The organism is Paenibacillus sp. RC334, from assembly GCF_030034735.1.
Taxonomy (GTDB): Bacteria; Bacillota; Bacilli; order Paenibacillales; family Paenibacillaceae; genus Paenibacillus; species Paenibacillus terrae_A.
This window is the reverse complement of the sequence record NZ_CP125370.1, coordinates 130,978-145,684: the sequence shown is the minus strand read 5'-3', so window position 1 is coordinate 145,684 and position 14,707 is coordinate 130,978. Positions and strand designations below refer to the sequence as shown.

The window sequence follows — 14,707 nt, the reverse complement described above, 5'->3', positions numbered from 1 at the left end:
CGGGAGGTTTTACAATGAAAGCTATGATACATGCCAGCAAAAACGGCCTTGAAGGCCTAATGTATAAAGACGTTACCGATAGACAACCCGGGCACGACGAAGTGAAGGTAAGACTCCAAGCCGCAGGCTTGAACCATCGGGATCTGTTCCTCATAGCGGATCGAACAGCCAACGATACTCCACTCATTCTCGGGTCGGATGGCGCAGGTGTGATCGAGGCTGTGGGCGATGGCGTCCCAACCTCGCTCGTAGGTACTGATGTAATCATCAATCCATGTATCGGATGGGAGAATACGCACCACGTCCCTTTGGTCCCAGCCATTCTGGGCGGACCTTCAGACGGGACATTCGCTGAATCGGTTATCATCCCCGTCCAAAATGCCGTCAGCAAGCCAACTTACCTATCTTGGGACGAAGCAGGGGTGCTACCTTTGTCTGCTTTAACCGCTTACCGCGCTCTCTTTACCAGAGGCCAATTACAGCAGGGTGAGCACGTCCTCATTCCCGGCATTGGCGGCGGCGTAGCCACGTATGCCATGCTTATGGCTTTAGCGGCGGGCGCACGGGTCAGCGTCACATCACGTAGCGAAGCGAAAAGACAAGCTGCCCTCGCCCATGGCGCTAATCAAGCATTTGACAGCCATGACGATTGGAAAGAAAGTATGAACGGAGACTCCGTGGATCTGATCCTTGACAGTATCGGCCCTGCTACGTTCGACAAATACCTGGAAATCCTCAAACCGAATGGTCGAATCGTTACATTTGGCGCAAGCTCAGTAGATCGAATAGAGATTCCGCTGCGGTCTATATTTTTCCCTCAAATCAGCATCATCGGCACCTCCATGGGCAGTGGCGAGGAATTCGCAGATATGCTTCAATTCATGGAGCGCCATGCACTCCATCCAATTATAGATAGCGTATTCCCTTTACAAGACACGGCACAAGCCTTCCACCGTATGCAGCAGGGAGCACAGTTAGGCAATATAGGGATCAGGATGAAGTAAGAGCCTGAACGAAGTACAGGAAGAAAAAAAATCCACTACTATAAAATGCCTTCATCCAGAAGTCAATTTTATGGTAGTGGACCTATTCAGTCGATCAAACGATGCTGGACCCATTTGTTGCCGCGGAAGCGCCAAAGGAAAACGATCCCCCGCACGCCCCATTCAATATCCATAGCCAGCCAGACACCAACAATCCCCATATTGAACACAATGCCCAAAATATACCCCAGCACCACCCGGCACAACCACATGGACAGCATCGAGGTGAGGGATGTAAATTTCGAATCACCTGCTGCTCTAAGCGCAGAGGGTGTAATAAAGGCGATGGACCAGAGCGGGATCTGGGCCAACGTATTAATCAGTATGACAATGAAAATGTCATCTACGATTTCAGCAGGCGGATGAAATAGCCCCACCATCGGCTTGAACAAAGGCATAAGAATGAGGCCCATTACAATAAAAGAAAGAGACGACAGCCAAATAAATGATTTGGTAAACTTTCTGGCATCCTCGACATTTCGACGACCCATACATTGACCGACTACAGTCACAATCGTAAGAGCCAAGGCATTCGCAGGAATTTGGAACACATTAGCCAGTGATGAGCAAATGGCATTCGTCGCCAACGCATTTGTCCCCAGGCTCACAATGAAAATTTGGGTTAAAATTTTACCCCCATTAAAAAACATCTGCTCTGCTGCAAATGGAAGCCCGATGAACAGAATCTTTTTAAGCATGGCTAGATTAAAATAAAGCATATCTCTAAGCTGAACACGCAAGTCGTCATCTACCCTGACCAAATAGACCAATGCACAAACTGCCCCTGCATATCTGGACACGTTTACGGCAATCGTCATGCCCAGCACACCCATATCCAATACATTAATGAATACTACATTTAGAAGCACGTACGAGAGGTTCATGATGAGAGAAAGAGCCAGCGATGCCCTCGTCTTCCCGATCCCCCTCAGCGCTCCACACACCGCCTCAACGATCGCAATCCCCACGAAAGACATACAGCTTCCCAGCAGATACACCTTACCGTTAGCTAATACATCAGCCGAGGCGGAGCCAAACAGAACACTTAAGATCGGATTGTACAACACGATCATAAACAGACTGATAGCCAAGGCCAGCAAGGAAACGGAGGAAATGGTGCCGGATGCGGCTTTAGAGACCATAAGGTCGTTACCGCTCCCCTTATACTGTGCCACGACAACCGTTCCCCCGGTAGACACAGCGACAAATACATTAATCAGGAAAATATTCAGGGAATCAATCATATTCACCGCGCTGACCGCCGCCATACCCGATGAACTGATCATTGCCGTATTCACCAAATTAAGACCCACGATAAAAGCCTGATCAATCAGAAGCGGGATAAACAGAGCAATAATCTGTCGATAATCAATAGACTCTCCCGAAAAATGCCTATTCAGAAAGCCATGTGTTCTTATTCTTACACTCAGTTGACTCATATCATCACATTCTTTTTATCAAATTGAAAAAAACCCTTCAACAGAAGAGCTTCCATGGCGGGAAAATGTATAGAGTTGCAAGGCTAGATGTACCTAGTTCTTGATTTCGTACACTTTTCTCTACATAGAAGTATCACTCCAAAAGAAAATCCTGTCAATGGTTTTGCTCACATTTAAAAATAGAAAAAAACACAAAAACCTGCTCAGTTCAGTGAACAGGTTTTGAAGTGGCATTAATGTTTTTACGATATGATTAAATCCTTGTTAGACGAATTAAAATTATCTTCTCGCAATTAAATCCTGTTGAATGGAAGCTTCGTTCTTTTCGAATTTTTTATACAAGAACATAGGAATGATACCGATCAGGAAGACGATAAACGGTAGCCAGATAAAGCTGAACTGAATTCCAGACAACGCAGTAGGCGTTTGGACCTTCCCGGCGATGTAACCGGTGCTGCCCATGATCCATGCTGGCAATAATCCGCCGATTCCGCTACCCGCTTTAATACAGAATGCGCTTCCAATGGAGGTCAGGAATCCACTTGCCCGAATACCATTTTTCCATTCCCCGTAATCAACTGTATCTGATAACATCGCAAACGGCATAGAACATGCAAAGCCTGATCCTAACGCACCAATAATCCAACCAATTATAATGAGGGTTAAGTCCGTACTTCCCATTAAAATCACAACCTGACCCAATGCAGCCAGGATCAATCCAATAATCATGATCGAATTTTTACTTAATTTTCTGGCGAAAAACGGAATCAGGACCATCGAGATCAATTGTAAAGAGGTCAGTCCGTTGATTAAAGGTACCAAGTCCTTGCTATCCAGATTGTATTGCAGATAAAAGATAAGCGTCGCTGAACGGATATTCAAGCCAATCCAGTAGCACAAATTAGCAGCTACGACGAGCATCCAGGGCCAGTTTCGTTTGATGGCTGTAAAACTTTTAGCAATCGGAACGGATTTCGTTTTAACCCCTGCATTTTCTCGCAAATCGGCAAACGCTATCAAAAACATGATAACGGCCATGATTCCAAATAAAACGAGCGTTAAGGAAAAACCTTTTTGATCATTCCCCTGTCCAAAGAAGGCAACCAGAGGCAATGTAAACGTCGTAGCTATGAAGAAGCCCACATTCCCCCCGACCATACGGAAGGAGTTCAATACGACGCGCTCGTTAGAGTTCGTGCTCAGGTTAGGCAGAATGGACGTAATTGGCGTACTGATTCCTGTATACAGGATACCGGCTATGATATAAGTGATCGCCGCGTACGCAATCTTTCCAGACTCACTCCAGTTGGGTGTTGTGAACGTAAGAACCATGAACACCGCAAACGGGATACATAACCATAGAAAATAAGGTCTACTCTGCCCGTATTTTGACTTGGTCCGGTCAATCAGGATGCCCCAAATCGGGGCATCAATGGCATCAATGAAGCGGGTGATAAATAGTAAGGTCCCGGCAATTCCAATAGAAAGACCGAACACATCTGTATAAAAATATAATAAATAGCTGGAAATGACACAGTATAAAAGATTGCCTGCTGTATCCGTTAATGAATAGCTGATTTTACGATGAAAAGGAACAGTACTGTCTGCTTTCTCGGGTGGTTCCGTACTCACAATTCTCGTGCTCATGATCTCTTCTCTCCCCATAAGAATGAATTATGATTCATAAACCCACACACGCATTTCTCCTTTATCCCGGTTGCACCAGGCGTAGTAAGGAATAGCTGTGATTTGTTGAGAAACCAATTCAGGGGGCTCCGAGCTATATAATGTCGGTGAACCTTTCACCCGATACCCCTCCGTGGTCAGCTTTACAATGCCACCAAGCAGGTTTTCGCTAAACTCTTCGGTAATGAGACTGTCCTTCGGCAATCTTAATCCCGCCAGGTTCTCCCCGTTATCCACTTCTTCCAGACAAAACACGATTGGACCACGTTGGAGAGCGACCTGCTGCTGATTCATGGAGACAAGAGTATTGCTCCGAATCCGTTCCACCGGCATAGCCAAATGCAGGGTTACCACATCACCATCATTCCAGGTGCGCTGAATCTCTGCATAGCCTTTTTTCAGATGATGTAATGAAATGGTTTCGCCATTCACCTTCACCTCTGCCTGCTTGCACCACCCCGGAATCCGCAAAGCCCATGTAAACGAAGTCGGCTCTGCTACATGAATCGAAAAGGTCAGGTCCGCATCCCATGGATAATGATGAGTTTGTGTAATTTCCACCTTTTGACCGGATAAAACCATGTTTACCTTGCTTGCAATATACAGGTGCGTATACAGAGTATCCTCGGTTTGGGTATACATATTATCTTCGACCGAAGCGATCATGCGCGCTAAATTGGGCGGACAGCACGCACAGAAGAACCATTTTTGCCGTTCTGTTTTTACGTGCTCCTGATCTTTTCTGGATTTTTGAAAAGGATTTACTTCCAGTGGGTTTACGTAGAAAAATCGTTTTCCATCCAGATCCATCCCACTAATTGTTCCATTGTACAGCGCACGTTCCAGCACATCGGCATATTTCCGGTCTGGTGCTAAGCGCAGCATACGATTGGCCCAAAAGGCCAGCCCTACAGAGGCACAGGTTTCGCAGTACATGCTGTCATTCGGGAGATCATGATTGCAAGTGAACGCTTCTGCATTTACAGAAGATCCGATGCCAGCGGTAATATACATTTTTCGGTTCGTAACATCGTCCCACAGGGCTTCACAGGCTTTTAAAAGGGAGGCATCTCCTGTCTTCGCAGCCAAGTCTGCCATTGCAATATACAAGTACACCGCTCTTACGGCATGACCAACAGCCTCCGTTTGTTTCCGGACAGGCTTGTGTGCCTGCTGGTATTCGAAGCCTAAGCCAAAATTAATGTTGTTATCATCATTCCAGGTGGGCTCTGTTTGAATTTGTTTTCTGTTTTCTCGTTCCTCTTCAAAGTAAATCGGGTGCTGCCCCCGCTGTTCAATAAAATATTGCGCTAATTTGAGATATTGATTCTTTGCAGTTACGTCGTATAATTTGATCAAAGCCAGCTCGATTTCTTCATGCCCAGGATAGCCTTTTCGTTTCCCCGCTTCCGTACCAAAAACCTGCTGAATCAGGTCCACGTATTTCTCCATAATGTGAAGGAACTTCGTTTTGCCTGTCGTTTCGTAATAAGCAACCGCCGCTTCTATAAAATGTCCCGCACAATATAGCTCATGGTTATCGCGTAAGTTGGTCCAACGATTGTTGGGCTCTTTCAGCAAATAATACGTATTCAAATAGCCATCTTCAGCTTGAGCTCTTCCCAACAACGCAATCACTTCATCCGCCCGTTCTTCAAGTTCAGGGTTCGGATGATCCCTTAAACTAAAGGCCACCGTTTCCAGCCATTTTGCAATATCACTATCTTGGAAAACGGTTCCATAATACTCCCCGCTGGATTCACCAGCCGCAATTTTAAAGTTTTCAATCGCATGACTGGGTTCTGTATCTGGTAACTCATCATTTAATGCTTTCCACTGATATGGGATGACCTCTTCTGCCACAACCTGCTTATACTTTTTCCAAAATAAATCCTCAACGACGACATGTTTTACTGGCTTAGCTGTTTTCATTGGATAAACATCCCTTCCCGAAAATAGAACGCTTTCATTTTTAAAAAAATAAGGATAAAGTAATGATAAATACCCGACCAAGCTAATCTGGGGTTTCCTTGCTACAGTCCTTATTTTATCAACCTGAACTTATAAAAAAAATCGCGATCTTTAACTAAAAGTTATACGATTTCACACACATAAAGGAGCTGACTTCCATGAGCAAAACAAACTTTCTATCTTTCCTTGTCCCTCCATTGCCTTATTTCATTGAGGGAAATTTTACTACATACCAAAAAGGGGACTGGCACCCGAATCGTTATAACTTGGGCTATTTTGACGTTATTATCATCAAAGAAGGACTGCTGCACATAGGCGAGGAAGATGAATCATGGAAGGTTACCCCAAATTTCGCTTTAATTCTCGAACCGGATAAACACCATTTTCCCATTGAGGCATGTACAGAACAAACCTCCTTTTACTGGTTCCATTTTCAAGCCAGTAGTATGTGGTGCGCACAAGCCTCACCCAATCTGATCACACCAAGCTCGCCCATACCCGAGCTGCATTTTCATTCCGAACATACAACAATCCATTTACCCAAATTTCAAAAACTAATCAATCCCCATGAGCTGTTTTCTAAATTAGACTACTTACTAGCCTCTACCTTAAAACCTAGAAAGCTGGCCCTATGGGAGGCCCAACAGACGTTTGTGAATATTTTTCAGAGTTTGGAATATGATGAGAATTATAAAAGCAGTTCTTCCAAGTTAGCAGAACAAATCGAAATATACTTAAAACAGAATTACAAAAATACGATCACCAATAAAGACCTGGAGGCTCATTTTCACGTACATCAAAACTATCTCGCCAGATGCATGAAGGTCGCTTTTCAGCGTACGCCGCTTGAATATTTAATGGATTACCGACTGGATCAGGGGCGCAGTCTTTTGCTGCAAACCGACTGGTCTGTGCAACAAATTACAGAGGAAACGGGGTTCTCCCAAGCCAGCTATTTTTCCAAATGCTTTAAACAAAAATTCGGGATGTCCCCGAAAAACTATAGACAACAATACTGGAAGCCAGCTAATTGAATCGTAAAATATATAGGCATTACATCTCCTTTACATTTTTAACATACTCCCGTTATATTGCCCCTTTATACTGAGTCAGCTATAGATTTTACATCGTGAAAAGGAGTATACATATGAAGGCAACTAAACTAGCTTTATTGACGATTTTGACAGGGGTTTTGGTATCACCTACCGTAATGACCCGTGCGGCAGAGGTTCAGCCATCCGGGTATGCACCGCTACGAACACAGGCAGACAAAATGGGGGCAGTCATTACCTGGGACAGTGACGACAAATCTGCCTTGGTGAAGCTGAAAAATGGCATCGTCGGAACCTTTACAGTCGGTGAGAAGCAATATCGCCTAGCTGGCCAAACAGGGGAAACGGATCGTGAAATTAAGATGGTCGGTGGAAATATTTATCTTCCTACAAAAATTCTTACCACGCTTGAAGCAGAAAACAGCAAATATACGGATCCCAAAGACGCAGTTCCTACCTATAAGGTTACCCCTACTGCCGAGACAGAAGCAGTGGAGGATGGAGATGACGCGGCCGACGATCCTGCTATCTGGCTGAATCCGACCGACCCGGAGAAAAGCAGACTTGTAGCGACCAATAAAGGCGGCGGAATTTTGGTCTATGATCTGCAAGGCAAGCAATTACAGAACTATAAGGTCGGCAAAATGAACAATGTGGATATCCGGTACGGTTTTACACTGGGCGGTAAAAAGATTGATATTGCAGGAGCAACCAATCGCACCAACAACACCGTTGATATCTTTGCCATTGACGGGATATCAGGAACGTTAACAAACGTGGTTGACCAGCCTATTAAATCATCTATGAAAGAAGTGTACGGGTTCAGCTTGTACCATAGCCTCAAGACAGATAATTTTTACGCACTCGTTTTGGGCAAAGAGGGTGAATTTGAGCAATATGAGCTGACGGACAACGGAAATGGCAAAATAGCTGGTAAGCTGGTCCGCCAGTTCAAGCTCGCTACGCAATCCGAGGGCATGGTGGCTGATGATGAATATGGCACGGTCTACATCGCTGAAGAGGATCACGCCATTTGGAAATATGATGCCGAGCCAGACGGTTCCTCCGAGCCGCTACGACGTGTTGATGTTGCAGACGGGCGCAGACTTCAGGATGATATAGAGGGACTTACATTGTATTACGGCAAAGACGGCAAGGGGTATCTCATCGCCTCCAGCCAAGGAAACAGCAGCTATGCGATCTATGAACGACAAAGTGACAATGCTTATATAAGCAACTTTACGATCAGCGCCAGTCCTACAGTCGACGGCACCTCTGTTACAGACGGTATTGATGTTCTTGGCTATGGATTAGGCAAGAACTTCCCGCACGGTATCTTCGTTGTACAAGATGATGAAAATCTTCAAAATGGCAAAAAGCTGAATCAGAATTTTAAAATGGTGCCTTGGGAGCAGATCGCCAAGGGCGCACGCATCCCGCTAACGATAGACGATGGCATCAACCCGCGTGAATTGGTGAACAGAAGCACGAAGTAATGCCTGTCAGAAAGTTACATTCAACATCTGTTAAAAGAAAATAAAGTATTAGACTGGTAACCTCCTATTACGCTAACTGGCAGGTTAGTGACTGAAGGAGAAGGGTACAGAATTGCTCCATCTTCACGGAAAATTGTTCACTTTTCCATTGGCTTTCCATATCTCACTAAAACATGCCAGAGTAATTTTAATTCTTGCAGAACTTCTTTGTAGGTTCCTCTATCGCTCCAATTACTTGGATTTCGTTTCAAGTCCATAGCTGCAGAGCCAATCATATTTACATCAATAAAATCACTTTGCGCAATTCTTTTGGCTAGTGAAGGCATCGAAGGACCTCTAAAATTCATAGGAACCTCATCAACCAAAAGTGTAAAGCCCATGTGCCAGTAAAGATCAACTGAATACTTTAAACATATCTGTTCTAAGATTCGTCCTGTATGGGTGCCCTTAAATGATGGATCGGCAACAAGCATCGTTACGTCTTCTTTAAGAAAAATGTCACCATGAACCTGAGCTTCGATATAGTGGTTAAGATTTCGGTTTGGCTCTTTGTTTGATGGATTTTGGAATGGTTTCTCAAGATTGACGAGCATATGGTCGATTAACTTTCGAACCGTCAGATTTCTTTCACCAATGGCAAAATCACTATAGAACGCATCCCTCATGAGAGCAGCCAAAATGAGGTCAAATTCCTCATACGTCCCCTTTTCCTTGGGGTCTTGGTGAGAATCCAAATAAGTATAAGTGCAACGATGAGAGACCTCAGTGGATAAAAGGAAATAGCATGATCCAAAACGTGGAGCAGGTCCATCGGGATGTAACATGACATTGAGTGCCCCATACTTGGGCCGTTCGCTATTGGTTGAGCCATTTATTTGGTACGCTCCGCCAAACATTTTATTCTCCCAAACGTCACGTTCACCACCTGAAAATGCTGATACACTTCCATTCGATAGGAAAGTCTCAAACTGGCTTTTATAAATTCCCTGCTCAAGTAGTGCTTCAGCAACGCTTTTCATGGTCGGATCTAATCGATCTGGGTGAAAGTGTAGCGCAATACTTGCATGAGATTTTAGTTTAGTGATAGCATCTTCAAATGTCTTCAGCTCGATGCTGGACATTTGAAGGATTTCCCTAATTGTTTGCTCCACCTCATTTTTGCGGCTTCTTGCGTAATTTGTTATATACTCTTGAGCTAATTGCTGAGACCTCGATAATTCCATGGGCAGAAGAGTCCCTTCCCTTTTTATAGAATCATAATACATGATGGACAGTAAGGGAAATTGCAGATAGAGTTATTAAATTAACGGGGAACGTTAGTTCAATAAAACAGCGACAGTCTAGGACTTTATTTTCTTCTGACAACATTCTGACTGTATTATCTTCATAATACCTAAACCTCGTTAATGGTATAATGGAGGTAAAAGAATCGGAGGGATTAGTATCCATTACCAAGCTATTAACCTGAATGAGAAATTATCTAAGTTCAACGATCATTGGTCTCCGAAAGTTATTGGCGAAATGAATGACTATCAATTTAAGCTCGTCAAGATTGTTAGGGATTTTGTATAGCACGATCATCAAGATACTGACGAGGTGTTTATCGTGCTCGAAGGGGAGATGTTCATTGATTTCCGCGATGGTCAGGTGAAAATCTCCCAGGGCGAGATGTTTATTGTCCCAAGGGGAGTCGAGCACAAACCTTTCGCCGAAAAGGAATGCCATATCATGCTGGTGGAGCCTAGAGGTTTAGTTAACACTGGCGGGACTGAGTCCGAATTAACAGCAGCCAATGATATTTGGATATAGCGTCTGTTAGAATAATGAACTCGTTTGATTACATCGTTAAAACTACGGGAGTCTAGGACTTTTTTAACACTAGTTTCACCCAAAGAAAACCCGCTCAGTGAGCGGGTTTTTCAAATTTTCTACACATGATTACGTGCCCCAGTTTACCTATGCTTTAAGATCCAGCATCAGTACATTCACCGAATTAGCGGGTAATTGTAGAAGGATCGCGTTATGACTGAGCGAAACCTGCTGCTCGATAGGCACTACCTTCTCATCATTCTTCTTATTCACATTAGATACATGAACCAGAGAAGCATCGCCAGTTAGTGTAATCAGCTTGGCGCTGGACTCCACACTCAATTCCTGAAGGTTCAACTGCATTGCCTTATCCACGTTATCGGCATTCACAAGCTTCACATATACATGCTCAGCATCTTTGGTCACCGAGTTGAACACGTCTCTGTTGTAAGCTTCCAGCTTGTAGTCCAGCACTTTGCTGCTTGTCACTCCGTCGGTGTAAGAGCAGATCAGGCTGTTGCCCGTTTCACCGCCGTAATTCACCGTGATGGTGTAATCCGTGTTGTCAGCAAGCTCTTCATAGCTGGCCGCTCTCAGGTTGCCTGCCGCAGTACTGGAAGAGTAGTCACCTAAGGTATAGCCTTCCACCCCTTGCTTGTAAACCTTCACGCCCGTTGCCTTGCCGCCATAGCCAACGGCATATTCGACCACGTCCTTTTTCTCTGCGGAAATATCCGTAAGACCTGCGCCCACATAAAAACCGTCCGTGCCAGAAATACGGGAAGCCACAACCTCCACCTTATAATTCGTCCATTGGTCGTCCAAAATGTACAGGCCGTTCAGACCGCTGGCTTGAGCTTTGAGGACAAGCCCCTTGCCTGCCTCCACCGTAGATCCCACGGAGCCCGGAATGACCTGCCAAGCCGGATTCCATTCCTGGGTAAAATCCTGATCCAGCAGCACGCAGCCGTCCTTGTTGGAAGTGACAGTCACACGCTTGACAATCACTTCGGCGTTGCCTGTCGCGATCTCAATTCCACCCTGAGGAATGAGGTCTATCGGCTTGCCGTTTTTGTAAGTGGAAAAAGAGGTCGCCAATACTTTATTGCCTAAATATTTAGCATACATTTGCTGTACATAGTAGTTTGGCGTAAACCACACCGTTTCGTCATCGAACCAGATGCAGTCCGGGGTCCATCTATAGGTTCCGTCCGTCAGCACCTTGTTGAACAGCGGCGCATAGGCAGCCAACAGAACGACATCGGCATTATTTTCGAAGCCCGTCATCACCGCTGCCTCTGCTACTGCGCCTGCCAATGTATTTTTATCCGTAGACGCATACTCACCCACGAACACCTTGGACGTTTCCTTCCAGTCTATGCTGCCGTCTGCGTTATACGCTCTATAGTAATAATTATATCGGTCCGCGTTATGAAGCAGGTACTCGTTGGAACGGTAGTAGTGCTCATCTGCAATGGTGTCCATGTAATTTTTTTGCTTCTCATACCAGGTCACGGTTTCTTCGGTCACTTGGGCACCATCTGCAAAAGCGACCTTAGCCGAACCGGTGATATTTCCACTCAGGAACTTCCAGCCCTGCTGATATGCATCGTCGTCTGCTTGAGCGCCAACCGTGGAGATGATATGCAGCTCATAGCCTGGATAGTTTTCCTCCATGTACGCATCAATAGACGTTTTGAACACTTCAAAGTTGGCAAAGAACTCGACGCCCCAATTTTCGTTCCCTACACCCAGATAGTGCAGATCGAACGGAGCTGCATGGCCCATTTTTTTACGCATGGCGGCCCATTCATTGTTCTCGAAATCCACATTAATCGCAAAGTCGATCAGATCCGTAAAGTTCTTGATATAATACTCTCTTAATGCGCCACCAGCCGGATGAGCGTAATCGGAACGAGCTTGGCAGAGAACGCCGCAGGCCATAACCGGAAGCGGAGCCGCATTCAGATCTTCGGCCAACTGGAAATACTCCATATAACCAAGGCCCATGGTCATCATATAGCCCCATACATTAAAATTTTCCTTGCGCAGCTCAATATCGCCAATAGATTCCTTCCAGTCGTATACATTTTCCCATATAAACGAACCCTCAGAGATACAACCGCCCGGAAAACGCAGGAACTTCGGATGCATATCGAACAGCGCGTTCACCAGATCTTTTCTCAGTCTATAGTTGGGATTCCCTTGGAAGTTGGCGTGTGCCGATGGGGATCGGGCTTCCTCCCCTGCACCCCACACATCCTGTGGAAACAAGGAAACCATATCTATCGAAATCTCACCGTCAAACGTCAGCGCCAGTTGCCCCAGAACCGTAGCCGATCCTGTCAGCACCAGTTTGGAATCTATACCGTACTTCTTCCACGTGTTGCCGCCCTCCACCTGTACGGTTAACGACTCACTAATCCCCTTCTCATTTGCGTCTTGCAGTTGTAGCGTGATTGTGCCCGCCGACTCAGCCTTCGCCCAGATGGTGAAATCATACTTGTCACCCGCTTGGATAGACATGGCGCAATTCTGGTTAGAATCCGAAAAGCCCTTATTCCGAATAGTTGCACCATCCGCTACCGTCACATAATATGAGTTCACATCTTTGTCTTTAGCGCCTAGAAATTCATTTAATCCGCCGCTATTTTGCGGATTCATCTTGTCCGTATCACCAGACCAGGCAAACAAAGGATTACGGTTACGCCCCGTAGAGCAGCCGCATTCGCCGGAAGCATGGGAATAGGTATCGAACACGAAGGACTCGAAGGAACGATTCTGAACAAGCTCCGCATAAATTCCGCCATCCGCTGCGTTATTGATATCTTCGTAGAACAAGCCGTACATCACTTCGCTGATATCCATGACTTCCCTATTTCCATGAATGGTCAAAGTGTAAGGAGGTAGCTGTTCTGGAAGTACGGATACTTCAAAACTTTTTTCAATACAGCTTTGGCCCTTCGTCAAGAAGGCTGTCACAGTTACCCCCTGTGAGGAGGTAATTGTCTGGACCAGACCGTTGTCAGAGAGTATCTCAGGGTGGCTGGATTTCCAGGTCACTTCTACTCTACCGCCCATGAGGACCGTTGGCAGGGACAAGTCCTTGGTTACAATCGTCGTTGGGAAGGACAAATACTTATCACGAGCGAGCTTCACAACCTCTTCGTCTGTCAACGAATCGCACATGACTTCAATGACTTCATCCGCTGACAAGCCTGCTTTATAAACTCGGAAGTCCGATAGGGAACCGGAAAAATCCACATCCGCTGCATGCTGGGAACGACCGATAAAATTGTTGCTGTAGTTGGACGAGTCTGTAAACGTTTCAAACCATTTGCGCAGCTTGGCATAGTTGCCGCTGGAGGTTTGGCTGATGGAGCCGTCCGCTACGACTTCGCCGTTCACATACACAACCGGACCCGCACTGCTTAATGTGCCGCCTTTTGTGCCGATCACGGACATGGCTATGTGCATCCACTCATCCCGGACAAAACCTCTCCCCGGATCTACAGCCAGATCTGCCTCGGCGAAAAGAGTCCCGCGCAGATTCCGTGTCATGAACATATAAGGCCCTGTATGGGCTTTGCCAAAGTCAAAAACACGTTCCCACATATCCGTGAATCTACCGAAGTTGACCCAAGCAGTCACCGTGGCACCCGTGTTATCGCTTACATCTTTAAGCAGATCGGAAGGAAGCTGTATATACGATGTACCATTAGGACCTCCCTCAAGCGTTAAAGCCATTCTGCCGCTGGCATTGGAGATTGTCGGTGCTACTGTGCCAGAAGCAACCCCGTCATTACCTTGCCCTGAGCTATCTTTGCCTACGTTCCCAGCATCCTCAAACTTGTACCGCGCAATGATTTGATCTTGGAATTTGGTCATCTTCGTTGCTCCTATACATATATTTTGTTAATGTAAAAACTAATTAATTAATATAAATATATACTATATAGCTATAGTACCTTATCCTGCCCACATTTTTCAATCCTTTATAGTGACAAAAAAACCGCTCAATGAGCGGTTTTTCAGATATACCATCCTTGTTAGGGTAAATTTCTCACTCCATTGATGAACTGCTTTAATTCTCTATTGGAAACAACTTTTTGCCCCAAAGATTTAGTCAATATTCACTCCTTGGGACTAACCACTTATTCAATATCAAACAAATTTATTTTCAACTCGTAAATAAACCGACCTCATGGGTT

At 45.3% G+C, this 14,707-nt stretch carries 8 protein-coding genes and 1 pseudogene; 4 read left to right on the top strand and 5 right to left on the bottom strand.

The window, feature by feature from the left end; translation table 11 throughout:
- Nucleotides 1-14: 14 nt before the first annotated feature.
- Complete coding sequence (locus tag QMK20_RS00725; RefSeq protein WP_283654167.1) at nucleotides 15-1,004, top strand: zinc-binding dehydrogenase; 990 nt, start codon at nucleotides 15-17, stop codon at nucleotides 1,002-1,004.
- 86 nt (nucleotides 1,005-1,090) lie between these two features.
- On the opposite strand, the gene QMK20_RS00720 is transcribed toward QMK20_RS00725, so the two are convergent.
- From QMK20_RS00720 to QMK20_RS00710, 3 genes are all read right to left on the bottom strand, one after another.
- Nucleotides 1,091-2,482 carry an MATE family efflux transporter gene (locus QMK20_RS00720; RefSeq protein WP_283654166.1) on the bottom strand — a complete coding sequence of 464 codons (1,392 nt, stop codon included), beginning with the start codon at nucleotides 2,480-2,482 and terminating at the stop codon, nucleotides 1,091-1,093.
- A gap of 279 nt (nucleotides 2,483-2,761) precedes the next feature.
- Entirely contained in the window at nucleotides 2,762-4,129 is a 1,368-nt protein-coding gene (locus QMK20_RS00715) for a glycoside-pentoside-hexuronide (GPH):cation symporter (RefSeq protein WP_283654165.1), read from the bottom strand.
- 27 nt (nucleotides 4,130-4,156) lie between these two features.
- On the bottom strand, nucleotides 4,157-6,100 hold the full coding sequence (locus tag QMK20_RS00710) for a glycoside hydrolase family 127 protein (protein ID WP_283654164.1): 1,944 nt from the start codon (nucleotides 6,098-6,100) through the stop codon (nucleotides 4,157-4,159).
- Between the two features lie 197 nt (nucleotides 6,101-6,297).
- Between QMK20_RS00710 and QMK20_RS00705 the strand changes: the two genes are divergently transcribed.
- Both QMK20_RS00705 and QMK20_RS00700 read left to right on the top strand, forming a co-directional pair.
- The gene (locus QMK20_RS00705; RefSeq protein WP_283654163.1) at nucleotides 6,298-7,173 is read left to right on the top strand and encodes a helix-turn-helix transcriptional regulator; all 876 of its coding nucleotides are present in this window, start codon (nucleotides 6,298-6,300) and stop codon (nucleotides 7,171-7,173) included.
- A 113-nt stretch (nucleotides 7,174-7,286) separates the two neighbouring features.
- Nucleotides 7,287-8,687 carry a phytase gene (locus QMK20_RS00700; protein WP_283654162.1) on the top strand — a complete coding sequence of 467 codons (1,401 nt, stop codon included), beginning with the start codon at nucleotides 7,287-7,289 and terminating at the stop codon, nucleotides 8,685-8,687.
- 137 nt (nucleotides 8,688-8,824) lie between these two features.
- Here QMK20_RS00700 and QMK20_RS00695 read toward each other — a convergent pair whose 3' ends face one another.
- A complete protein-coding gene (locus QMK20_RS00695) occupies nucleotides 8,825-9,910 on the bottom strand; it encodes a DUF3626 domain-containing protein (RefSeq protein ID WP_283654161.1) in 1,086 nt (361 codons plus the stop codon).
- Between the two features lie 220 nt (nucleotides 9,911-10,130).
- On the opposite strand from QMK20_RS00695, the pseudogene QMK20_RS00690 reads away from it, so the two are divergent.
- Nucleotides 10,131-10,496: pseudogene (locus QMK20_RS00690) on the top strand (cupin domain-containing protein).
- A 147-nt stretch (nucleotides 10,497-10,643) separates the two neighbouring features.
- On the opposite strand, the gene QMK20_RS00685 reads toward QMK20_RS00690, so the two are convergent.
- Nucleotides 10,644-14,384, bottom strand: coding sequence for an alpha-L-arabinofuranosidase C-terminal domain-containing protein (locus tag QMK20_RS00685; RefSeq protein WP_283654160.1), 3,741 nt, complete (start codon nucleotides 14,382-14,384; stop codon nucleotides 10,644-10,646).
- Nucleotides 14,385-14,707: the final 323 nt, after the last annotated feature.

Coding starts and splice junctions, on each gene's coding strand:
- QMK20_RS00685 (WP_283654160.1), bottom strand. CDS start 14,384: ATGACCAAATTCCAAGATCAAATCATTGCGCGGTACAAGTTTGAGGAT.
- QMK20_RS00700 (WP_283654162.1), top strand. CDS start 7,287: ATGAAGGCAACTAAACTAGCTTTATTGACGATTTTGACAGGGGTTTTG.
- QMK20_RS00710 (WP_283654164.1), bottom strand. CDS start 6,100: ATGAAAACAGCTAAGCCAGTAAAACATGTCGTCGTTGAGGATTTATTT.
- QMK20_RS00695 (WP_283654161.1), bottom strand. CDS start 9,910: ATGGAATTATCGAGGTCTCAGCAATTAGCTCAAGAGTATATAACAAAT.
- QMK20_RS00725 (WP_283654167.1), top strand. CDS start 15: ATGAAAGCTATGATACATGCCAGCAAAAACGGCCTTGAAGGCCTAATG.
- QMK20_RS00720 (WP_283654166.1), bottom strand. CDS start 2,482: ATGAGTCAACTGAGTGTAAGAATAAGAACACATGGCTTTCTGAATAGG.
- QMK20_RS00705 (WP_283654163.1), top strand. CDS start 6,298: ATGAGCAAAACAAACTTTCTATCTTTCCTTGTCCCTCCATTGCCTTAT.
- QMK20_RS00715 (WP_283654165.1), bottom strand. CDS start 4,129: ATGAGCACGAGAATTGTGAGTACGGAACCACCCGAGAAAGCAGACAGT.